20 protein-coding genes are annotated in these 21534 nt (G+C 53.0%); 13 read left to right on the top strand and 7 right to left on the bottom strand.

Annotation, left to right across the window (positions count from 1 at the left end; genetic code table 11):
* Window position 1: 1 nt before the first annotated feature.
* The 12 genes from murD (at window position 2) to mutT (ending at window position 14394) form a co-directional block, all read left to right on the top strand.
* Window positions 2–1318, top strand: coding sequence for a UDP-N-acetylmuramoyl-L-alanine--D-glutamate ligase (gene murD, locus OGV89_RS15020; RefSeq protein WP_200082696.1), 1317 nt, complete (start codon window positions 2–4; stop codon window positions 1316–1318).
* Window positions 1318–2562 (top strand): cell division protein FtsW, encoded by a 1245-nt coding sequence (ftsW, locus tag OGV89_RS15015; protein WP_003018770.1) that lies wholly within the window; start codon window positions 1318–1320, stop codon window positions 2560–2562. The genes murD and ftsW overlap by 1 nt, the downstream gene beginning before the upstream one ends.
* Window positions 2559–3626, top strand: a complete 1068-nt coding sequence (gene murG, locus OGV89_RS15010; RefSeq protein WP_003018767.1) for an undecaprenyldiphospho-muramoylpentapeptide beta-N-acetylglucosaminyltransferase — start codon at window positions 2559–2561, stop codon at window positions 3624–3626. Before ftsW ends, murG begins: the two co-directional genes overlap by 4 nt.
* A 51-nt stretch (window positions 3627–3677) precedes the next feature.
* Window positions 3678–5153 carry a UDP-N-acetylmuramate--L-alanine ligase gene (gene murC, locus OGV89_RS15005; RefSeq protein ID WP_003018763.1) on the top strand — a complete coding sequence of 492 codons (1476 nt, stop codon included), beginning with the start codon at window positions 3678–3680 and terminating at the stop codon, window positions 5151–5153.
* A complete protein-coding gene (locus OGV89_RS15000; RefSeq protein WP_003837439.1) occupies window positions 5146–6066 on the top strand; it encodes a D-alanine--D-alanine ligase in 921 nt (306 codons plus the stop codon). The genes murC and OGV89_RS15000 overlap by 8 nt, the downstream gene beginning before the upstream one ends.
* 1 nt (window position 6067) lies before the next feature.
* Window positions 6068–6901: a cell division protein FtsQ gene (gene ftsQ / locus OGV89_RS14995; protein ID WP_003018758.1), complete on the top strand. Its 834-nt coding sequence runs from the start codon at window positions 6068–6070 to the stop codon at window positions 6899–6901.
* Window positions 6898–8160 (top strand): cell division protein FtsA, encoded by a 1263-nt coding sequence (gene ftsA / locus OGV89_RS14990; RefSeq protein WP_003018755.1) that lies wholly within the window; start codon window positions 6898–6900, stop codon window positions 8158–8160. Before ftsQ ends, ftsA begins: the two co-directional genes overlap by 4 nt.
* Window positions 8161–8222: 62 nt before the next feature.
* Window positions 8223–9374 (top strand): cell division protein FtsZ, encoded by a 1152-nt coding sequence (ftsZ, locus tag OGV89_RS14985; protein WP_003018753.1) that lies wholly within the window; start codon window positions 8223–8225, stop codon window positions 9372–9374.
* 100 nt (window positions 9375–9474) lie between these two features.
* The gene (gene lpxC / locus OGV89_RS14980) at window positions 9475–10392 is read left to right on the top strand and encodes a UDP-3-O-acyl-N-acetylglucosamine deacetylase (RefSeq protein ID WP_003018750.1); all 918 of its coding nucleotides are present in this window, start codon (window positions 9475–9477) and stop codon (window positions 10390–10392) included.
* A gap of 283 nt (window positions 10393–10675) precedes the next feature.
* A complete protein-coding gene (gene secM, locus OGV89_RS14975; protein WP_003018748.1) occupies window positions 10676–11182 on the top strand; it encodes a secA translation cis-regulator SecM in 507 nt (168 codons plus the stop codon).
* A gap of 60 nt (window positions 11183–11242) precedes the next feature.
* Window positions 11243–13948 (top strand): preprotein translocase subunit SecA, encoded by a 2706-nt coding sequence (secA, locus tag OGV89_RS14970; RefSeq protein WP_003018746.1) that lies wholly within the window; start codon window positions 11243–11245, stop codon window positions 13946–13948.
* A 56-nt stretch (window positions 13949–14004) separates the two neighbouring features.
* Window positions 14005–14394, top strand: a complete 390-nt coding sequence (gene mutT, locus OGV89_RS14965; protein WP_003837443.1) for an 8-oxo-dGTP diphosphatase MutT — start codon at window positions 14005–14007, stop codon at window positions 14392–14394.
* Window positions 14395–14482: 88 nt separating this feature from the next.
* Here the strand turns inward: mutT and yacG are convergent, their stop codons facing one another.
* Genes yacG through coaE form a run of 3 tightly spaced genes read right to left on the bottom strand, consistent with a single transcriptional unit; the run spans window position 14483 to window position 16050 of the window.
* Window positions 14483–14677, bottom strand: coding sequence for a DNA gyrase inhibitor YacG (gene yacG / locus OGV89_RS14960; RefSeq protein ID WP_003018740.1), 195 nt, complete (start codon window positions 14675–14677; stop codon window positions 14483–14485).
* 9 nt (window positions 14678–14686) lie between these two features.
* Complete coding sequence (zapD, locus tag OGV89_RS14955; protein WP_003837445.1) at window positions 14687–15430, bottom strand: cell division protein ZapD; 744 nt, start codon at window positions 15428–15430, stop codon at window positions 14687–14689.
* The gene (gene coaE / locus OGV89_RS14950; RefSeq protein WP_286558870.1) at window positions 15430–16050 is read right to left on the bottom strand and encodes a dephospho-CoA kinase; all 621 of its coding nucleotides are present in this window, start codon (window positions 16048–16050) and stop codon (window positions 15430–15432) included. Before coaE ends, zapD begins: the two co-directional genes overlap by 1 nt.
* 225 nt (window positions 16051–16275) lie before the next feature.
* Here coaE and OGV89_RS14945 point away from each other — a divergent pair, with 225 nt between their 5' ends.
* Window positions 16276–17319, top strand: a complete 1044-nt coding sequence (locus OGV89_RS14945; RefSeq protein ID WP_003829510.1) for a GMP reductase — start codon at window positions 16276–16278, stop codon at window positions 17317–17319.
* A gap of 56 nt (window positions 17320–17375) precedes the next feature.
* Here the strand turns inward: OGV89_RS14945 and hofC are convergent, their stop codons facing one another.
* From hofC to nadC, 4 genes are all read right to left on the bottom strand, one after another.
* Window positions 17376–18578, bottom strand: coding sequence for a protein transport protein HofC (gene hofC, locus OGV89_RS14940; RefSeq protein ID WP_139935096.1), 1203 nt, complete (start codon window positions 18576–18578; stop codon window positions 17376–17378).
* A complete protein-coding gene (gene gspE, locus OGV89_RS14935; RefSeq protein ID WP_139935097.1) occupies window positions 18568–19950 on the bottom strand; it encodes a type II secretion system protein GspE in 1383 nt (460 codons plus the stop codon). Before gspE ends, hofC begins: the two co-directional genes overlap by 11 nt.
* Window positions 19951–19959: 9 nt before the next feature.
* Window positions 19960–20397, bottom strand: a complete 438-nt coding sequence (ppdD, locus tag OGV89_RS14930) for a prepilin peptidase-dependent pilin (RefSeq protein WP_003018724.1) — start codon at window positions 20395–20397, stop codon at window positions 19960–19962.
* Window positions 20398–20640: 243 nt separating this feature from the next.
* Window positions 20641–21534: a carboxylating nicotinate-nucleotide diphosphorylase gene (gene nadC, locus OGV89_RS14925; protein WP_003837454.1), complete on the bottom strand. Its 894-nt coding sequence runs from the start codon at window positions 21532–21534 to the stop codon at window positions 20641–20643.

Genomic DNA, 21534 nt, shown 5'->3' with positions numbered 1-21534 from the left:
CATGGCTGATTACCAGGGTAAAAAAGTCGTCATTATCGGTCTGGGGTTGACCGGACTGTCCTGCGTGGATTTCTTCCTGGCGCGTGGCGTGACGCCGCGCGTAATGGATACCCGTGCGACGCCGCCTGGTCTGGATAAATTACCGGAAGCGGTTGAGCGTCATGTTGGTAGCCTGAATGATGACTGGCTGCTGGCTGCCGATCTCATCGTCGCCAGCCCTGGTATTGCCCTGGCGCACCCTTCGTTGAGCGCTGCTGCTGATGCCGGGATTGAAATTGTTGGCGACATTGAGCTGTTCTGTCGCGAAGCACAGGCGCCGATCGTCGCGATCACCGGGTCCAACGGGAAAAGCACCGTCACTACGCTGGTCGGCGAGATGGCGAAAGCTGCCGGCGTGAACGTGGGGGTTGGCGGAAATATCGGCTTACCCGCGTTGATGCTGCTGGATGACGAACGCGAGTTGTATGTTCTCGAGCTGTCGAGCTTCCAACTGGAAACAACCTCCAGTTTACAGGCCGTGGCGGCCACCATTTTGAACGTCACCGAAGATCATATGGACAGGTATCCGTTTGGCTTGCAGCAGTACCGTGCGGCCAAACTGCGTGTCTATGAGAATGCGAAAGTGTGTGTGGTCAATGCTGATGATGCGCTGACCATGCCGGTTCGCGGGGCGGATGAGCGCTGCGTGAGCTTTGGCGTCAATATGGGGGACTATCACCTTAATCGTCAGCAGGGCGAAACCTGGCTGCGGGTGAAAGGGGAAAAAGTCCTCAACGTGAAAGAGATGACGCTTTCCGGTCAGCATAACTATACCAACGCCCTGGCGGCGCTGGCGCTGGCGGATGCCGCAGGTTTACCACGGGCGTCGAGCCTGAAAGCGCTGACCACTTTTACCGGCCTGGCGCACCGTTTCCAGTTGGTACTGAATCATAACGGCGTGCGTTGGATCAACGATTCAAAAGCGACCAACGTCGGCAGCACTGAAGCCGCGCTGAATGGCCTGCACGTTGACGGCACGCTGCACCTGCTGCTGGGCGGCGACGGAAAATCCGCCGACTTTATGCCGCTGCAACGTTACCTGACTGGCGACAACATTCGTCTGTACTGCTTTGGTCGCGATGGCGCACAGCTTGCCGCTCTGCGTCCTGAGGTTGCGGAACACACTGAAACCATGGAGCAGGCAATGCGTCTGCTCGCACCGCGTGTGAAGTCGGGTGATATGGTGCTGCTGTCGCCAGCCTGTGCCAGCCTTGACCAGTTCAAGAACTTTGAGCAACGTGGTGACGTCTTTACCCGTTTGGCGAAGGAGTTGGGTTGATGCGCTTCTCTCTCCCTCGTCTGAAAATGCCGCGCGTACCGGGACTGGGTGTCCTGGCGTGGATCTTCGCGGCACTTAAAGGCTGGGTGATGGCTTCGCGTGATAAAGACGCGGACAGCCTGATCATGTATGACCGCATGCTGCTGTGGCTGACTTTTGGTCTGGCAGCGATCGGTTTTGTGATGGTGACATCGGCATCGATGCCCGTAGGGCAACGCCTGGCAGGCGATCCCTTCCTGTTCGCTAAACGTGACGCGCTGTATATCTTCCTCGCGTTCTGTCTGGCGATGGTGACGCTACGTCTGCCGATGGAGTTCTGGCAAAAGTACAGCACGACGATGCTGATCGCCTCGATCATCATGTTGTTGATCGTTCTGGTGGTGGGGAGCTCCGTTAACGGGGCATCGCGCTGGATCGCGTTGGGTCCACTGCGTATTCAGCCTGCGGAATTCACCAAGCTGTCGCTGTTCTGTTATCTCGCCAACTACCTGGTGCGTAAAGTCGATGAAGTGCGTAACAACCTGCGCGGCTTCTTAAAGCCGATGGGTGTGATTCTGGTGCTGGCAATCTTGCTGCTGGCGCAGCCTGACCTTGGTACGGTAGTGGTGCTGTTTGTCACGACGCTGGCGATGCTGTTTCTTGCTGGAGCGAAACTGTGGCAGTTCATTGCCATTATCGGTATGGGGATTTCGGCGGTAGTGCTGCTGATCCTTGCCGAACCGTATCGTATTCGCCGCGTAACCTCCTTCTGGAACCCATGGGAAGATCCGTTTGGCAGCGGCTACCAGTTAACGCAATCGCTGATGGCTTTTGGTCGCGGTGAGATTTGGGGACAGGGGTTAGGTAATTCGGTGCAAAAACTGGAATATTTACCGGAAGCGCACACCGACTTCATCTTCGCCATCATTGGGGAAGAGCTGGGTTATATCGGTGTGGTATTGGCACTTTTAATGGTATTCTTCGTCGCTTTTCGCGCGATGTCGATTGGCCGCAAAGCGCTGGAAATTGACCACCGTTTTTCAGGTTTTTTAGCCTGCTCCATCGGGATTTGGTTTAGCTTCCAGGCGCTGGTAAACGTCGGTGCGGCAGCTGGTATGCTGCCAACCAAAGGTCTGACGTTACCGCTGATCAGTTATGGTGGTTCCAGTTTGTTGATTATGTCGACGGCCATCATGTTTTTGTTACGTATTGATTATGAAACGCGTCTGGAAAAAGCCCAGGCGTTTACACGAGGTGCACGATGAGTGGTCAACCGAAGCGGTTAATGGTGATGGCAGGCGGTACCGGCGGGCATGTGTTCCCGGGGCTGGCGGTCGCGCATCATTTAATGGCTCAGGGCTGGCAAGTTCGTTGGCTGGGCACCGCCGATCGTATGGAAGCGGACTTAGTGCCGAAGCATGGCATTGAAATTGACTTTATTCGCATCTCCGGTTTGCGTGGCAAAGGTGTCAACGCTCTGCTTGCCGCCCCCGTGCGTATTTTTAATGCCTGGCGTCAGGCGCGCGCCATCATGAAGCAGTTTAAGCCTGATGTGGTGCTGGGTATGGGCGGCTACGTGTCAGGCCCTGGCGGTCTGGCAGCCTGGTCATTAGGCATTCCGGTTGTACTGCATGAGCAGAATGGCATTGCGGGATTAACCAACAAGTGGCTGGCGAAAATTGCCACTACGGTGATGCAGGCTTTTCCTGGCGCTTTCCCGAATGCGGAAGTGGTGGGTAACCCGGTACGCACCGACGTTCTGGCGCTGCCGTCGCCCGAAGTACGTCTGGCAGGGCGTGAAGGCCCGGTTCGCGTGCTGGTCGTCGGGGGGTCTCAGGGTGCACGCGTATTGAACCAGACGATGCCGCAGGTTGCCGCAGAGCTTGGTGACGCGGTGACTATTTGGCATCAGAGCGGCAAAGGTGCGCAGCAAACCGTTGAACAGGCATATGCTGACGCTGGACAACCGCAGCACAAGGTCACTGAGTTTATTGATGATATGGCAGCCGCCTACGCGTGGGCGGATGTCGTAGTTTGTCGCTCAGGTGCGCTGACGGTAAGTGAAATTGCTGCCGCAGGTTTGCCTGCGCTGTTTGTGCCTTTCCAGCACAAAGACCGACAGCAGTACTGGAATGCGCTGCCGCTGGAGAAAGCGGGCGCCGCCAAAATTCTTGAGCAGCCGCAGTTTACTGTGGATGCCGTCGCTAACACCCTTTCCGGGTGGTCGCGAGAAACCTTATTAACCATGGCAGAACGTGCGCGCGCCGCATCCATACCGGATGCCACAGAGCGTGTTGCTAATGAAGTGAGCCGGGCTGCCCGGGCGTAATTGTGGTGATGCCTTTTGCATCGCATGAACTAAGAAGTTAATGGCTAAAGAATGAATACACAACAACTGGCAAAACTGCGTTCCATAGTGCCCGAAATGCGTCGCGTTCGGCACATTCACTTTGTCGGCATCGGTGGTGCTGGTATGGGCGGTATTGCCGAAGTTTTGGCCAACGAAGGTTATCAGATCAGCGGTTCTGACCTGGCGCCGAATCCGGTGACTCAGCAGTTGACGAATCTGGGCGCCACGATTTTCTTCAACCATCGCCCGGAAAACGTGCGTGATGCGAGCGTGGTGGTGGTATCCAGCGCCATTTCTGCGGATAACCCGGAAATTGTTGCGGCGCATGAAGCACGTATTCCGGTGATCCGTCGTGCTGAAATGTTGGCTGAATTAATGCGTTTTCGTCACGGTATCGCCATTGCCGGGACGCACGGTAAAACCACGACCACAGCGATGGTCTCCAGTATCTACGCGGAAGCGGGGCTGGATCCGACGTTTGTCAACGGCGGTCTGGTGAAGGCTGCAGGCGTCCATGCGCGTCTGGGTCATAGCCGTTATTTAATTGCGGAGGCGGATGAGAGTGATGCGTCGTTCCTACATTTGCAGCCGATGGTGGCGATTGTTACCAATATCGAAGCCGATCATATGGATACCTACCATGGCGACTTCGAAAATTTAAAGCAGACGTTTATTAATTTCCTGCATAACTTACCGTTTTATGGTCGTGCGGTGATGTGCGTTGACGATCCGGTGATCCGCGAGTTGTTGCCGCGCGTCGGTCGTCAAACCACAACCTATGGTTTCAGCGATGATGCTGATGTGCGCGTTGAAGATTACCAGCAGATTGGTCCACAAGGGCACTTCACGCTGCTGCGTCAGGGGATGGCCGATTTACGTGTGACATTGAACGCACCGGGCCGTCACAATGCGCTGAACGCGGCGGCGGCGGTGGCAGTTGCAACAGAAGAAGGCATTGAAGACGACGCAATTCTGCGCGCGCTGGAAAGTTTCCAGGGCACCGGACGCCGTTTTGACTTCCTCGGCGAATTTCCGCTTGAGCCGGTAAACGGTAAAGCCGGGACGGCGATGCTGGTTGATGATTATGGCCATCACCCAACGGAAGTGGATGCCACGATTAAAGCTGCACGCGCGGGCTGGCCGGACAAAAATCTGGTAATGCTGTTCCAGCCGCACCGCTTTACGCGTACACGCGATCTATATGACGACTTTGCCAACGTGCTGACTCAGGTCGATGCGCTGTTGATGCTGGATGTATACGCCGCGGGTGAAGCCGCGATTCCGGGGGCTGACAGCCGCTCGCTGTGCCGTACGATCCGTGGTCGCGGTAAGATCGACCCGATTCTGGTATCCGATCCGGCTCAGGTGGCAGACATGCTGGCGCCGGTATTAACCGGCAACGATCTGATTTTGGTGCAGGGCGCTGGAAATATCGGCAAAATCGCGCGTTCCTTAGCTGAAATCAAACTGAAGCCGCAAAACCCGGAGGAAGAACAACATGGCTGATAAAATCGCGGTCCTGTTAGGAGGAACCTCCGCAGAGCGTGAAGTTTCGCTGAATTCCGGCGCGGCCGTACTGGCAGGGTTACGTGAAGGTGGTGTCGATGCCCATCCGGTTGACCCTAAAGAGATTGATGTCACTCTTCTGAAATCTATGGGTTTTCAGAAGGTGTTTATTGCGCTGCACGGTCGTGGCGGGGAAGATGGCACGTTGCAGGGCATGCTGGAGCAAATTGGCCTGCCATATACCGGCAGCGGCGTCATGGCGTCCGCAATTTCGATGGACAAACTGCGCAGCAAGCTGCTGTGGCAGGGCGCAGGTTTACCCGTCGCGCCCTGGGTTGCATTGACCCGCTCTGAGTTCGAAAAAGGTCTTAGCAATGAATCGGTTACAAAAATTTCTGCGTTAGGTTTGCCGCTGATTGTGAAGCCAAGCCGTGAAGGCTCCAGCGTAGGGATGTCAAAAGTTGAAGAAGAAAATGCTTTGCAGGGTGCATTAGCATTGGCTTTTCAGCATGATGAAGAAGTACTGATCGAAAAATGGCTCAGTGGCCCGGAATTTACAGTTGCGATACTTGGTGAAGAAATTTTACCGTCAATACGTATCCAACCCGCGGGAACCTTCTATGATTATGAGGCGAAGTATCTCTCTGATGAGACACAATATTTCTGCCCTGCAGGTCTGGAAGCTGAACAAGAGGCCCGTTTGCAGGAATTAGTCCTGAAAGCATGGACCGCATTGGGCTGTAAAGGTTGGGGTCGCATTGACGTCATGCTGGACAGCGATGGCCAGTTTTATCTGCTGGAAGCGAATACCTCTCCGGGTATGACCAGCCACAGCCTGGTGCCGATGGCGGCACGTCAGGCTGGCCTGAGCTTCTCGCAGTTGGTGGTAAGAATTCTGGAGTTGGCGGACTGATATGTCGCAGGCTGCGCTGAACACGCGAAACGGTGATGAAGAAGAAGTAAACTCCTCACGCCGCAATAATGGAACGCGTCTTGCAGGAATACTGTTCCTGCTGACAGTGCTGTGCACCGTGTTTGTCAGCGGCTGGGTAGTGTTGGGGTGGATGGAAGATGCGCAGCGGTTGCCATTGTCAAAGCTGGTGTTAACCGGCGAACGGCATTACACGCGCAATGACGATATTCGTCAGTCCATTCTGGCTCTGGGCGCTCCGGGAACCTTTATGACTCAGGATGTGAACATCATTCAGAGTCAAATTGAACGTCTCCCCTGGATTAAACAGGCGAGCGTCAGAAAGCAATGGCCCGATGAATTGAAGATTCATCTGGTTGAATATGTGCCCATTGCGCGTTGGAATGACCAGCATATGGTGGATGCCGAAGGCAATACGTTCAGCGTCCCAACCGGTCGGGCCAATAAGCAGGTATTACCTATGTTGTACGGACCGGAAGGCAGCGCAAGTGAAGTGTTGCAAGGGTTCCGTGATATGGGGCAGGTGCTGGCTAAGGATAGATTCACCCTGAAGGAAGCGGCGATGACCGCTCGTCGTTCCTGGCAGTTGACGCTGAATAACGATATTAAGCTCAATCTGGGCAGGGGCGATACGATAAAACGTTTGGCTCGCTTTGTGGAACTCTACCCGGTTTTACAGCAGCAGGCGCAAACCGATGGCAAACGGATTAGCTACGTTGATTTGCGTTATGACTCAGGAGCGGCAGTAGGCTGGGTTCCCTTGCCTCCTGAGGAATCTAATCAGCAACAGAATCAGGCACAGGCAGAACAACAATGATCAAGGCGACGGACAGAAAACTGGTAGTTGGACTGGAGATTGGCACCGCGAAGGTAGCCGCTTTAGTAGGGGAAGTTCTGCCCGACGGTATGGTCAATATCATTGGCGTGGGCAGTTGCCCATCGCGAGGTATGGATAAAGGCGGGGTGAATGACCTTGAGTCAGTGGTGAAGTGCGTACAGCGCGCCATTGACCAGGCTGAACTGATGGCAGATTGCCAGATTTCCTCGGTGTATCTGGCACTTTCCGGTAAACATATTAGCTGTCAAAATGAAATTGGTATGGTGCCCATTTCCGAAGAGGAAGTGACGCAGGAAGATGTGGAAAACGTGGTACATACGGCAAAATCCGTACGCGTTCGCGACGAACATCGTGTTCTGCACGTTATTCCGCAGGAATACGCCATTGACTACCAGGAAGGCATTAAAAATCCGGTAGGTCTTTCCGGCGTACGTATGCAGGCAAAAGTCCACCTTATTACCTGCCACAACGACATGGCGAAGAACATTGTCAAAGCTGTTGAACGTTGTGGTCTGAAAGTTGACCAACTGATTTTTGCCGGGTTGGCAGCCAGTTATTCCGTGTTGACGGAAGATGAACGTGAGCTGGGTGTCTGCGTGGTGGATATTGGTGGTGGTACAATGGACATCGCCGTTTATACTGGCGGGGCGTTGCGCCACACTAAAGTTATCCCTTATGCAGGGAATGTAGTGACCAGTGATATCGCGTATGCCTTTGGTACGCCGCCGAGCGATGCTGAAGCCATTAAAGTGCGCCATGGCTGTGCGCTGGGGTCCATCGTGGGTAAAGACGAAAGCGTTGAAGTGCCAAGCGTAGGTGGTCGTCCACCGCGCAGCCTGCAACGTCAGACCCTGGCAGAAGTCATTGAGCCGCGTTATACCGAGCTGCTCAACCTGGTCAACGAAGAAATTTTGCAATTACAAGAACAGCTTCGCCAGCAGGGTGTGAAACATCATCTGGCGGCGGGGATTGTGTTAACCGGTGGTGCTGCGCAAATTGAAGGTCTGGCGGCCTGCGCACAGCGCGTGTTCCATACGCAAGTACGTATTGGCGCGCCGCTGAATATCACTGGTCTGACGGATTATGCTCAGGAGCCGTATTATTCAACGGCAGTGGGGCTGCTTCACTACGGAAAAGAATCCCATTTGAGTGGTGAGGCTGAAGTAGAAAAACGCGTAACGGCATCAGTTGGCTCGTGGATCAAACGACTCAATAGCTGGCTGCGAAAAGAGTTTTAATTTTTAAAGAGACCATCGCACATTAACGGTCTCAGGCGACAGGCACAACGGAGAGAGAAACTATGTTTGAACCTATGGAACTTACCAATGACGCGGTGATTAAAGTCATCGGCGTCGGCGGCGGTGGCGGTAATGCCGTTGAACACATGGTGCGTGAGCGCATCGAAGGTGTTGAATTCTTCGCAGTGAATACCGACGCTCAGGCGTTGCGTAAAACGGCGGTTGGACAGACCATTCAGATTGGTAGCGGCATCACCAAAGGTCTGGGCGCGGGTGCGAACCCGGAAGTCGGCCGTAATGCGGCAGACGAAGATCGTGAAGCTCTGCGTGCAGCGCTTGACGGGGCAGACATGGTGTTTATCGCAGCAGGCATGGGCGGCGGTACCGGTACCGGTGCAGCGCCAGTGGTTGCTGAAGTAGCAAAAGATTTAGGTATTCTGACCGTTGCTGTCGTGACTAAGCCTTTCAACTTTGAAGGCAAGAAGCGTATGGCATTCGCGGAGCAGGGTATCACCGAGCTGTCCAAACATGTGGACTCTCTAATTACTATTCCGAATGACAAACTGCTGAAAGTACTGGGCCGCGGTATCTCCCTGCTGGATGCGTTTGGCGCAGCGAACGACGTACTGAAAGGTGCAGTTCAGGGTATCGCTGAACTGATTACTCGTCCGGGCCTGATGAACGTCGACTTTGCAGACGTACGCACCGTGATGTCCGAAATGGGCTACGCGATGATGGGTTCTGGCGTGGCGAGCGGTGAAGACCGTGCAGAAGAAGCGGCTGAAATGGCTATCTCTTCTCCGCTGCTGGAAGACATCGATCTGTCCGGCGCACGCGGCGTGCTGGTCAACATTACTGCGGGCTTCGACCTGCGTCTGGATGAGTTCGAAACCGTGGGTAACACCATCCGTGCCTTTGCATCGGATAACGCGACCGTGGTAATCGGTACCTCTCTGGACCCGGATATGAACGACGAACTGCGTGTGACCGTTGTTGCGACTGGAATTGGTATGGACAAGCGTCCTGAAATCACTCTGGTAACCAACAAGCAGGTACAGCAGCCGGTAATGGATCGTTACCAGCAACACGGCATGGCGCCGTTGACGCAAGAACAGAAGCCGGTAGCGAAAGTGGTGAACGACAATACACCGCAAACCACTAAAGAGCCGGATTATCTGGATATCCCTGCATTCCTGCGTAAGCAAGCTGATTAAGAATTAGCTGGAATTTGGGAATCTGCGCTCTTTGTGCTAAACTGGCCCGCCGAATGTATAGTACACTTCGGTTGGATAGTTAATTTGGCGAGATTATACGATGATCAAACAAAGGACACTTAAACGTATCGTTCAGGCGACTGGCGTCGGTTTACATACCGGCAAAAAAGTCACGCTGACGCTACGCCCTGCGCCGGCCAACACCGGGGTCATCTATCGTCGCACCGACTTGAATCCTCCGGTAGATTTCCCGGCCGATGCCAAATCTGTGCGTGATACCATGCTCTGTACGTGTCTGGTCAATGAGCATGATGTGCGGATTTCAACCGTAGAGCACCTGAATGCTGCTCTGGCGGGCTTAGGTATCGATAACATTGTTATTGAAGTTAACGCCCCGGAAATCCCGATCATGGATGGTAGTGCTGCTCCATTCGTATACCTGCTGCTTGATGCGGGTATTGAAGAACTGAACAGCGCTAAGAAATTTGTTCGCATCAAAGAGACCGTTCGTGTCGAAGATGGCGATAAGTGGGCTGAATTCAAACCGTTTAATGGTTTCTCGTTGGATTTTACCATCGACTTTAACCATCCAGCGATTGATGCCAGCACGCAGCGCTACGCGATGAACTTCTCTGCAGATGCGTTCATGCGTCAGATCAGCCGTGCGCGTACTTTCGGCTTCATGCGTGATATCGAATATCTGCAGTCCCGTGGCCTGGCCTTGGGCGGCAGCTTCGATTGTGCCATCGTTGTTGACGATTATCGCGTATTGAACGAAGACGGTCTGCGTTTTGAAGACGAATTCGTTCGTCACAAAATGCTCGACGCGATTGGTGACTTGTTCATGTGTGGTCACAACATTATTGGTGCATTCACCGCGTATAAATCCGGTCATGCATTGAATAACAAACTGTTGCAGGCGGTCCTGGCAAAACAGGAAGCCTGGGAATATGTGACCTTCCAGGACGATGCAGAACTGCCTCTGGCGTTCAAAGCACCTTCGACCGTACTGGCATAACGACATACACTGTCGTATAAATTCGACTGGTAAATCTGGCACTCTCTCCGGCCAGGTGAGCCAGTCGTTTTTTTATGTACTCATTAGCGCAGCCTTTTCCAACGCAAATATTTCCCTGCCACTAGGTTAAAATAGTGTGCGATCGCTGCTTTCTTGAGCATATTTACCCATGGCCGGTTGTCATTACTGCTGTGGAGCGTACGCTTTAATGATAAGATTCGTGCGCAAAAAAAATGTTTTGCATTCGTAACCCCAAACGCAGGGTATATCAGGTGGCAAAAACGTGAGTGGAATACTGACGCGTTGGCGACAGTTAGGCAGACGGTACTTCTGGCCGCATCTCCTGTTGGGGATGGTCGCGGCGAGTTTTGGCCTGCCCGCGCTCGGTAATGCTGCTGAACCCAATACCCCCGCGAAGGCGACCGCCAGCAATCACGATCAATCCGCTAAAGTTAACTTTAGCCAGCTTGCTTTGCTGGAAGCGACTAATCGCCGCCCAAATTTTACCGTCGATTACTGGCATCAACATGCCATTCGTACGGTTATCCGCCATCTTTCTTTTGCCATGGCGCCTCAGGCGTTGCCTGTTGCCGAAGAGCCGTTGCCAATCCAGGCGCACCATCTTGCGTTACTGAATACGCTCAGCGCGATGCTGACGCAAGAAGGCACTCCGCCCGCGACAGTAAGTCGCGTGACATACGCCCACTTTACTTCTCAGGCCGCATTTAGCGTTCCGGTCTGGATCAGCCAGCTGCAGGGTATCCGCGCTGGTCCTCAACGCCTCAGCTAAAAAAGAACCTTCCAACTTATAATTTTTGACTCCGCATCGCGGGGCGTTTGAGATTTTATTATGCTAATCAAATTATTAACCAAAGTATTCGGTAGCCGTAACGAGCGTACGCTGCGTCGTATGCGTAAAGTGGTCAATGTCATCAACGCAATGGAACCGGAGATGGAAAAACTCTCCGATGATGAACTGAAAGCGAAGACCGCTGAATTCCGCGCCCGTCTGGAAAAAGGTGCCAGCGTTGAGAGCCTGATCCCGGAAGCGTTCGCAGTGGTGCGTGAAGCGAGTAAACGCGTGTTCGGTATGCGCCACTTCGACGTTCAGCTGCTGGGCGGTATGGTGCTTAACGATCGCTGCATCGCGGAAATGCGTACTGGTGAAGGTAAAACCCTGACCGCGACGCTGCCAGCCTACCTGAACGCATTAAGCGGGAAGGGCGTACACGTGGTTACCGTGAACGACTACCTGGCTCAGCGTGATGCCGAAAATAACCGCCCGCTGTTTGAATTCCTCGGCATGACCGTTGGTATCAACATGTCTGGCCTGCCAGCGCCAGCCAAGCGTGAAGCCTACAACGCCGATATTACTTACGGTACCAACAACGAATACGGCTTTGATTACCTGCGCGACAACATGGCGTTTAGTCCGGAAGAGCGTGTTCAACGTAAACTGCACTATGCGCTGGTCGATGAAGTTGACTCCATCCTGATCGATGAAGCGCGTACGCCGCTGATCATTTCCGGCCCGGCTGAAGACAGCTCGGAAATGTATAAAAAAGTGAACAAAATCATCCCACACCTGATCCGTCAGGAGAAGGAAGATTCCGACACGTTCCAGGGGGAAGGCCACTTCTCTGTTGATGAGAAAGCGCGCCAGGTTAACCTGACCGAACGTGGTCTGGTACTGATTGAAGAGTTGTTGGTTAACGAAGGCATTATGGATGAGGGCGAGTCTCTGTACTCTCCAGGCAACATTATGCTGATGCACCACGTGACTGCCGCACTGCGTGCGCACGTGCTGTTTACCCGCGATGTTGACTACATCGTGAAAGACGGCGAAGTTATCATCGTTGATGAACACACCGGCCGTACCATGCAGGGGCGTCGCTGGTCTGATGGTCTGCACCAGGCTGTTGAAGCTAAAGAAGGCGTAGAGATCCAGAACGAGAACCAGACGCTGGCATCTATTACCTTCCAGAACTACTTCCGTTTGTACGAAAAACTGGCCGGTATGACCGGTACAGCAGATACCGAAGCCTTTGAATTTAGCTCCATCTACAAGCTGGATACTGTAGTTGTACCAACTAACCGTCCGATGATCCGTAAGGATTTACCGGATCTGGTGTACATGACCGAAGCGGAAAAAATTCAGGCGATCATTGAAGATATTAAAGAGCGTACCGCAAATGGCCAGCCGGTGCTGGTGGGTACTATCTCCATTGAAAAATCTGAAGTGGTCTCTAACGAGCTGACCAAGGCAGGCATCAAACATAACGTCCTCAACGCCAAGTTCCATGCCAGCGAAGCGGATATCGTCGCACAGGCGGGTTACCCGTCTGCCGTGACAATCGCTACTAACATGGCGGGTCGTGGTACCGATATCGTGCTGGGTGGTAGCTGGCAGGCGGAAGTTGCCGAGCTGGAAAACCCAACTCCGGAACAAATCGCGCAGATCAAAGCCGAGTGGCAGGTTCGCCATGACGCGGTATTAGCTGCTGGTGGTTTGCATATTATCGGTACTGAGCGTCACGAATCTCGTCGTATCGATAACCAGCTGCGTGGTCGTTCTGGTCGTCAGGGGGATGCGGGTTCTTCTCGTTTCTATTTGTCGATGGAAGATGCGCTGATGCGTATTTTTGCCTCTGACCGCGTGTCCGGCATGATGCGTAAACTGGGTATGAAGCCTGGTGAAGCCATTGAACACCCATGGGTGACCAAAGCAATTGCTAACGCGCAGCGTAAAGTGGAAAGCCGCAACTTCGATATTCGTAAGCAGTTGCTGGAATATGATGATGTTGCCAACGACCAGCGTCGTGCTATCTACACCCAGCGTAACGAACTGCTGGACGTAACTGACGTTAGCGAAACCATTAACAGCATTCGCGAAGACGTATTCAAAGCGACGATTGATGCCTATATTCCGCCGCAGTCTCTGGAAGAAATGTGGGATATTCCGGGTCTGCAGGAACGTCTGAAAAACGACTTCGATCTGGATATGCCGATTTCAGAGTGGCTGGATAAAGAACCTGAGCTGCACGAAGAAACGCTGCGCGAACGTATTCTGGCAAACGCAGTAGAAGTTTATCAGCGCAAAGAAGAAGTTGTGGGCGCGGAGATGATGCGTCACTTCGAAAAAGGCGTGATGCTGCAAACGCTCGACTCTTTGTGGAAAGAGCACCTGGCTGCGATGGATTACCTGCGTCAGGGTATCCACCTGCGTGGTTATGCGCAAAAAGATCCGAAGCAGGAATACAAGCGTGAATCCTTCTCTATGTTTGCATCAATGCTGGAATCTCTGAAGTACGAAGTGATCAGCACTCTGAGCAAAGTTCAGGTGCGTATGCCTGAAGAAGTAGAAGCGATGGAGCAGCAGCGTCGCGAAGAAGCTGAGCGTTTAGCGCAGATGCAGCAGTTGAGCCATAAAGGTGATGATTCTGCTGCGGCAGAAGAGCTGGCGGCACAAACCGGCGATCGTAAAGTGGGTCGTAACGATCCGTGTCCTTGCGGTTCCGGCAAGAAATACAAACAGTGTCATGGCCGTCTGAGCTAAGAAAATAACTTATTGAAAAGGCGCAGACTTCTGCGCCTTTTTTATGGACGATGAAAATGAAAATATTGCAGATCGCCGTCGGGATTATTCGTAATCAGCACAATGAAATTTTTATCACCCAGCGTGCGGCTGATGCCCACATGGCCAATAAGCTGGAGTTCCCCGGCGGGAAAATTGAAGCGGGCGAAACGCCGGAGCAGGCGCTGATTCGCGAGCTACAGGAAGAAGTAGGGATCACGCCGACTCAAAGTTCATTGTTCGAAAAGTTGGAGTATCAGTTTCCGGACAGGCATATCACTCTGTGGTTCTGGCTGGTTGAAAGCTGGGAAGGCGAGCCGTGGGGAAAAGAGGGGCAACCGGCGCAGTGGATAGCGCAATATGCTCTGAATGCGGAAGATTTCCCGCCGGCGAATGCACCGGTAATTGAAAAGCTGATTACTGGATAATGGTGTTCGTAGGCCGGATAAGGCAACACCGCCATCCGGAAAATTATGGCGGGGGTGCTACGCTTGCCCGCCCTACGTATTAGCAGAATTACTTCTGCTCCTCACTCCAGTCGTCGCTTTCCGACAGATCGCCTGAGCTTGGGATGCGTTTCTCTTCTGCAGCCCACTCTCCCAGATCGATTAACTGGCAGCGCTTGCTGCAGAATGGGCGAAACGGACTGACTTCAGCCCATACTACAGGCTTGCCGCAGGTTGGGCAGTTGACGATGGTTTGTTCAGACATGTTGACTCCTTAACAGCACGCCAGTTCAAAATCGAGGCGCTCAGGCACCTGACCATTTTCGCTATCCAGCGGCATAAAGCGGATGGCAAAACGGCTCTTATGACCAGAAATTTGCGGATAAAGCTGCGAATCAAGCGGCAGCTGCAAGCGCAGCAGATCTGCATCTTCGCCGTTGTCCTGATAAAAACCATTCAGGCTGGTTTGCTTACGAAACGGCGCTGAGTTGCGAATTAAATCCAGCACCAGCGACAGCGCTTGATTGAGCGGATTCAGGCTGGCAAGCCAGGTTTCAACCTGCGCGTCACGATACGATTGCGCCAGGTGTAACCAGATATGCAGAGTCGGCAGATCGAAGCTGCAGCACCCGCCAGGAATACTTAAACGCTGACGTACGAGACCAATCAGACGATCTTCGCGCAGCGTTTGTCCAATACGCGGGGCAGAAATCAGAATGCTGCCTGCACTTTTTAACTGCTGGCGCAAAGAGTCGATTCTGCTTTGATCGACGCCGGGAACTTCGACCCAGGCCTGGAGTTTACGCTGCTGTCGCTCCAGTTCTTTGAGGAGTTCGGTACGGACTTCGCCGCGTTCAAATACATCCAGTAAATCTCCGATATTGCGGAAAAAATGCAGAGCGCCGGCATGGTCAGCAATGGGTAAATTAACGGAGAGCTGTTGGATTAAAAATTCAATGCGCAGCCATGTACGCATCTTCTCATTGAGAGGGTGTTCAAAAAGGACCTGGGTGTGCATTACGGTTTTTCCTGTGAGACAAACTGCGACGCGCATTGCAAATAGAGCGCGTGCAGGCGGGCGACATCCGAGGCGATGGCTTCCGGTGCGCCATTATTATCAATAACATCGTCTGCCACGGCCAGCCGCGCTTCACGCGTTGCCTGGGCAGCAAGAATTTGTTCAACATGCTCACGTGTGACGTCATCACGCTGCATGGTGCGTCTGAGCTGGGTTTCGGGCGTGACATCCACCACGAGTACGCGGTCGGCTTTTTTATACAGCGAATTTTCCACCAGCAAAGGGACAACCCATAACAGGTAAGGTGAGGTCGCTTGCTGAAACTGGCGCTGCGTTTCCTGCTGAATAAGCGGATGGAGCAGGGCATTCAGCCAGCTTTTCTCCTCTGGGGCGGTAAAAATGCGTTCGCGTAAAATGCGCCGCTGCAACGATCCGTCTGCGGCGATAACCTCGGAACCAAAATGTTCTTCGATCGCCTTAAGAGCAAGTGTGCCGGGTTCAACCACCTGGCGCGCAATAATATCTGCATCAATGATGTTTATTCCGAGGTCAGCGAACGCATTTGCAACGGTGCTTTTACCACTGCCAATGCCGCCGGTTAAGGCTACCGTATACCTCATAGATGCCGATCCTGGAGTTTAAGTTTGATTATCAAACAGTTAAAAGTTAAGCGTGCGAAGGCGAGGCTGTTGCAGGATTAACCTACTATTCGCCAGGTAAATTTATGGGATTGTAGCGTAAAAAAAGAGAATTTCGCAGTCTTGCGCGGCATTGATTAGTGCGTATGATAGCGTCACTGGAGTTGTGAGTTTCGATTTTTCGCCATTAACCCCAGGAATCCGCACATGCGTATCGAAGAAGATCTGAAGTTAGGTTTCAAAGACGTTCTTATCCGCCCTAAGCGTTCTACTCTTAAAAGCCGTTCCGATGTTGAGCTGGAACGTCAATTTACCTTTAAGCATTCAGGTCAGACCTGGTCCGGCGTACCTATTATTGCCGCGAACATGGACACTGTCGGGACGTTTGCCATGGCAACGGCGCTGGCATCCTTCGACATCCTGACCGCTGTGCACAAACACTATTCTGTTGAAGACTGGGCCGCCTTCATCGCAGAGAGCTCTGCCGATGTACTCAAACACGTAATGGTTTCAACTGGCACGTCTGACGCAGACTTCGAAAAAACCAAACAGATTTTGGCGCTCAACCCAGCGCTGAATTTTATCTGCATTGATGTGGCAAATGGCTACTCAGAGCATTTTGTTCAGTTTGTGTCGAAAGCGCGTGAAGCATGGCCGACAAAAACGATTTGTGCGGGCAATGTGGTCACCGGTGAAATGTGTGAAGAGCTGGTGCTCTCCGGTGCTGATATTGTCAAAGTAGGTATTGGCCCAGGTTCTGTATGCACCACGCGTGTAAAAACCGGCGTTGGCTATCCACAGCTTTCTGCGGTTATTGAATGTGCGGATGCAGCCCACGGTCTGGGCGGCATGATTGTCAGCGACGGCGGCTGCACAATGCCGGGTGACGTTGCAAAAGCGTTTGGCGGCGGCGCAGACTTCGTTATGCTCGGCGGTATGTTGGCCGGTCACGAAGAAAGCGGCGGCAAAATTGTTGAAGAAAACGGTGAGAAATTCATGCTGTTCTACGGTATGAGCTCAGAATCTGCTATGACCCGCCATGTTGGTGGTGTTGCTCAGTATCGTGCCGCTGAAGGTAAAACCGTTAAGCTGCCTCTGCGCGGCCCGGTTGATAATACCGCTCGCGATATTCTCGGCGGTTTGCGTTCTGCTTGCACCTATGTAGGCGCATCCCGTCTGAAAGAGCTGACCAAACGTACAACGTTTATTCGTGTACAGGAACAAGAGAACCGCGTATTCAATAGCCTGTAAAACAGGTCGTTCTGTGAAATGCCGGATGGCGTTACGTCGCCATCTGGCATTTGAATTTAACCCACTCCGCTCATCGCATCTCCCAAATGGAAAATCGGTAAATACATCGCGACAACCAGCGTACCGATGATAAGCCCCGTAATGACCAGCAACGCAGGCTCAAGTAATGCAGCCAAATTCTCAGCTTGAGCCAGGGTTTTCTCGCCATGGTGATGCGCGAGATTGCGCAGCATTGCATCCAGCGAGCCGGAAGCTTCACCTGTTCGGACCAGCTGTATGCACAATGGGCTGAATTCACCGCTATTTTTAAGCGCTAACCAGACCGGCTTTCCGGCGCTAATGTCGTGCTGAACCAGCGCTAAACGTTGCGACCAGAAAGGGTTAGCCAGCGTTTCGGTAACGCTCTCAAGACCCTGCAAAAAGGGAATGCCCGCATTTTGCGTTAACGCCAGAACGGTGAAGATCTGCGTGAGCTTTTGCCCTCTCACCATCGGCCCTATGACCGGGAGGCTGAGCAGCAATTTCTGGCGCAGAACGAGCCAGTACGGTTTCTGATTTATCAAATGATGTGCCGCAACCGCTACCAGGCCAAGTGCTACCGCCAGCCATCCCCATTGGCTGCTATAGTGTGCGATGGTAATAATCCACTGAGTGAGGGCCGGTAGCGGGGTGTTGAATGTCTGGTAGATGGCGGCAAACTCAGGGAGTACAAACTGCAACATCGCAAATACGACCAACACCGCCATTGTGATGATGATAAGCGGATAACGCAGGGCTTTTTTAACTTTATCAGCAAGTTGCTGTTGTTTCTTTTGCTGGTAGGCGAGTTCAAAACAGCAGTCGTCCAGCTTACCCGTAAGCTCTCCGGTGCGGATCATTGCCTGGTAAAGGGGCGGAAAAACGTGTTGCCATTGTGATAGCGAGGTGGAGAGGGTAATGCCCTGTTCCATATCGTAAGCCAGCGTACGCAGTAGCGCCTGCCATTGACTGCTGGGATGCTGTTCAGCAAGCAGAGCTAGCCCTGCTGAGAGCGTTAACCCTGCTTTTAGCAATGTCGCCAACTGGTGTATGGTTTCGGCACTTCTTGTACGGCTCCAGTGCGAGGTTTTGACACGCATACGCTTAATGCGTAGCGGCGTAATCTGTTGTTTCTCAAGAGCCAGCATTAATGACGGTCGGGTATCGGCCCATAGCATTCCTTCCAGCGATTTACCTTTGTTGTTAATGCCTTGCCAGCGCCAAAGCTGTTTAGCGGACATGAGGCATGCCCAGTACACGAATCAGCTCTTCAAATGTCGTTAATCCTTGCTCGACGGCCTGACAGCCATTCTCGAAAAGCGTTCTCCCTGATAGCTGAGCATCAGGTTCCACTCCGTCTACGGGGGCGCCACTGGCAATACTCTGACGTAATGCCGGAGTAACAGGGAGTACTTCAAACAATGCCGTACGGCCATAAAATCCGTGATAACAATGTTTGCAGCCAGGGGCCTGCCAATTCGGTAGTGGTGTAGGCCAGACAGCTTTCGGGAGTGTGATAGGCGTACTCTGACGTTGTCGGCAATGGGGGCACAACTTTCTGACCAATCGCTGTGCAATGACGAGCGTCAGCGCGGAGGCGATCATCCAGCGTGCAACCCCCATTTGTTGCAGACGCACCAGCGTTTCACTGGTGGAATTGGTATGCAGCGTAGAAAGAACCAGATGACCGGTTTGTGCGGCTTTAAGGGCTATTTCTGCTGTTTCTCCATCGCGGATTTCACCCACCATGATAATGTCGGGATCCTGGCGCAACAGAGCACGTAAGACTCCCTGAAAAGTCAAACCGGCGCGTGGGTGAATTTGCGTCTGGTTGATGCCTGTGATCGGGATCTCTACCGGATCTTCCACGCTACAGAGATTAACATCTGGCGTGTTTCGGGTTTGCAGCGCACTGTACAGTGTGACCGTTTTACCGCTTCCGGTAGGCCCGGTAACCAGAATCAGCCCCTGAGGCTGCTGCAAGGCTTGCGAAAATGCGGCCAGCTGCGCGTCTTGCATTCCCAGTGCGGCGATCTCCAGTGACTGCTCGACCTGATGAAGTAGCCGCAACACGACTTTTTCGCCGTAGCGACAGGGCAGGGTGGCGATGCGAAACGAGATAGGTTCTCCTGAAATCTCAACGGTAAATTGTCCGTCTTGTGGAAGCCGATGCTCGGCAATATCCAGACTGCCCAATACTTTTAACCTCGCGGTGATGGCAATGCCCATCTCGGTCGTGACTTCCGGTAAAGCGTGGAGTACTCCATCCACACGTAATCTGATCCGATAGTAATTTTCCGCTGGCTCAAAATGAATATCAGAAGCCCGTTTCTCCAGAGCGGAATGAAACGTCTGATTCAGCAAGTCTGCTGCGCTGGCGCTGCTTTTTGTGACTACTGCCGGGAGCATTTTCTGCGGTGTATGCGTGTGGCCTTCCATTTGCTGACGTGTCCAGCAGACAATGTCGATGCGCCGGGTGGTGGCAAAATGCAGTGCATCCAGCAGTTCGTGTGATGGGGCGTCTACGACGGCGATATGCACCACTTCATTGTCTGCATCCAGTAATATTCCCTGATAACGTTGGCATAGCGCTGTAAGCTGGGTGGTATTCATCTCTGTTCCTTAGTGGGTATCGAAGCGGAAAACATCTTCACAGGCCTGCTGCAATGCGCTGTCGTTCTGGATGATGCAGTTACGGTTCCAACCGGTAATGCCGTTGGCATTGTCCCAAGCCGGCGTCATGGTGATGCTTAACCCGTTCAGGCTTTCCTGCCCACTAAGGCTGACAACGCCTTTTTCAATGCTCATGGCTGAGACGTAACGGGTAGTTGTTGGCGTGGGAATACCATTCGTTCCGGCATCGCAGGTATCTGTTCCTCCATGCTCCAGTGCACAGAGCTCAACCGCTGTGCGATAGGGGACAAAGGTTTGCAGCATGTCTGTCAGCGCGGCCTTGCGCAGATAGTTTTGATATGCCGGAATACCGATGGCGCTAAGAATGGCAATAATGCCAATCACCACCATGAGTTCGATAAGCGTAAAGCCTCGTTGCTTGTTCATTGTTTACTCCTTGAGTTTGCTGGCGCTACTTTGGCAAACCGACGGGAGGACGGCGAGAGACAAAAAACAGAATGGGAAGGCGGATTCCGAGGACTTTTACGAAATTACAGAATCAGACAATGTATTTGCTAAGAGGCTCGCAGAAACTGCCGGATGGCGGCGTAAATGCCGTATTCGGCTTACAGAATAAACCTGTGTAGGAGGCCCGATAAGCGAAGCATCATCGGGCAATACAATCAGCAATTAGCGAAAACGCATGGAGAGATCGAGAGCGCGAACATGTTTGGTCAGCGCGCCAACAGAGATGAAATCCACGCCGGTTTCGGCAAATTCGCGCAGCGTTTCATGGGTGACATTGCCCGAGACTTCCAGACGCGCCTGGCCGTTGGTGCGTTTTACCGCTTCGCGCATTTGGTCGGTTTCGAAGTTATCGAGCATGATGATGTCGGCCCCGGCTTTCAGCGCGTCGTCCAGCTCATCCAGGCTTTCTACTTCGACTTCAACCGGCACATCCGGGTGCAACCAGAATGCTTTTTCTACGGCCTGACGTACCGAGCCGGAAGCAATAATGTGGTTTTCTTTAATCAGGAAAGCGTCGGACAGCCCCAAACGATGATTCGCGCCGCCGCCGCACAATACGGCGTATTTTAGCGCGGTACGCAGTCCTGGCAGGGTTTTACGCGTATCCAGCAGTTGGGTCTTGGTCCCAGCTAACAGGTCGACGTATTTACGCACCTCGCTTGCTACACCTGAAAGCGTCTGCACAAAATTAAGCGCGGTACGTTCACCGGTCAGTAACACGCGGGAAGGGCCGTCCAGTTCAAACAGTGGCTGATTAGCCTTAATGCTGTCGCCATCTTCGACATGCCAGGTGATGTTTACATCATCGCCAGCCAGTTGAATAAAGACCTCTTCCACCCAACGTTTCCCACAAAAAACGCCATCTTCGCGGGTAATTACGGTAGCGTGGGAGCGCATGTCTTCGGGTAAAAGCTGTGCGGTGATATCGTTATTGGCATCAACTTCTCCGCCTAAATCTTCACGCAGTGCCTGAGCGACAGCGGCAGGGATATCGAGATTTATGCGTTCCAACAGCGCGTCACGTCGGTAGTCAGGGTTATAGCGGCGAGGCGGCAT

Origin of the sequence: Citrobacter sp. Cf125, from assembly GCF_030333935.1 — a bacterium.
GTDB classification, from domain to species: domain Bacteria; phylum Pseudomonadota; class Gammaproteobacteria; order Enterobacterales; family Enterobacteriaceae; genus Citrobacter; species Citrobacter freundii.
The sequence above is the reverse complement of the archived record's forward strand: the minus strand, read 5'-3'. Positions and strand labels throughout refer to the sequence as shown.

Coding starts and splice junctions, on each gene's coding strand:
- ftsQ (WP_003018758.1), top strand. CDS start 6,068: ATGTCGCAGGCTGCGCTGAACACGCGAAACGGTGATGAAGAAGAAGTA.
- ftsA (WP_003018755.1), top strand. CDS start 6,898: ATGATCAAGGCGACGGACAGAAAACTGGTAGTTGGACTGGAGATTGGC.
- nadC (WP_003837454.1), bottom strand. CDS start 21,534: ATGCCGCCTCGCCGCTATAACCCTGACTACCGACGTGACGCGCTGTTG.
- OGV89_RS15000 (WP_003837439.1), top strand. CDS start 5,146: ATGGCTGATAAAATCGCGGTCCTGTTAGGAGGAACCTCCGCAGAGCGT.
- ppdD (WP_003018724.1), bottom strand. CDS start 20,397: ATGAACAAGCAACGAGGCTTTACGCTTATCGAACTCATGGTGGTGATT.
- yacG (WP_003018740.1), bottom strand. CDS start 14,677: ATGTCTGAACAAACCATCGTCAACTGCCCAACCTGCGGCAAGCCTGTA.
- coaE (WP_286558870.1), bottom strand. CDS start 16,050: ATGAGGTATACGGTAGCCTTAACCGGCGGCATTGGCAGTGGTAAAAGC.
- hofC (WP_139935096.1), bottom strand. CDS start 18,578: ATGTCCGCTAAACAGCTTTGGCGCTGGCAAGGCATTAACAACAAAGGT.
- murD (WP_200082696.1), top strand. CDS start 2: ATGGCTGATTACCAGGGTAAAAAAGTCGTCATTATCGGTCTGGGGTTG.
- ftsZ (WP_003018753.1), top strand. CDS start 8,223: ATGTTTGAACCTATGGAACTTACCAATGACGCGGTGATTAAAGTCATC.
- lpxC (WP_003018750.1), top strand. CDS start 9,475: ATGATCAAACAAAGGACACTTAAACGTATCGTTCAGGCGACTGGCGTC.
- zapD (WP_003837445.1), bottom strand. CDS start 15,430: ATGCACACCCAGGTCCTTTTTGAACACCCTCTCAATGAGAAGATGCGT.
- mutT (WP_003837443.1), top strand. CDS start 14,005: ATGAAAATATTGCAGATCGCCGTCGGGATTATTCGTAATCAGCACAAT.
- murG (WP_003018767.1), top strand. CDS start 2,559: ATGAGTGGTCAACCGAAGCGGTTAATGGTGATGGCAGGCGGTACCGGC.
- OGV89_RS14945 (WP_003829510.1), top strand. CDS start 16,276: ATGCGTATCGAAGAAGATCTGAAGTTAGGTTTCAAAGACGTTCTTATC.
- murC (WP_003018763.1), top strand. CDS start 3,678: ATGAATACACAACAACTGGCAAAACTGCGTTCCATAGTGCCCGAAATG.
- ftsW (WP_003018770.1), top strand. CDS start 1,318: ATGCGCTTCTCTCTCCCTCGTCTGAAAATGCCGCGCGTACCGGGACTG.
- secA (WP_003018746.1), top strand. CDS start 11,243: ATGCTAATCAAATTATTAACCAAAGTATTCGGTAGCCGTAACGAGCGT.
- gspE (WP_139935097.1), bottom strand. CDS start 19,950: ATGAATACCACCCAGCTTACAGCGCTATGCCAACGTTATCAGGGAATA.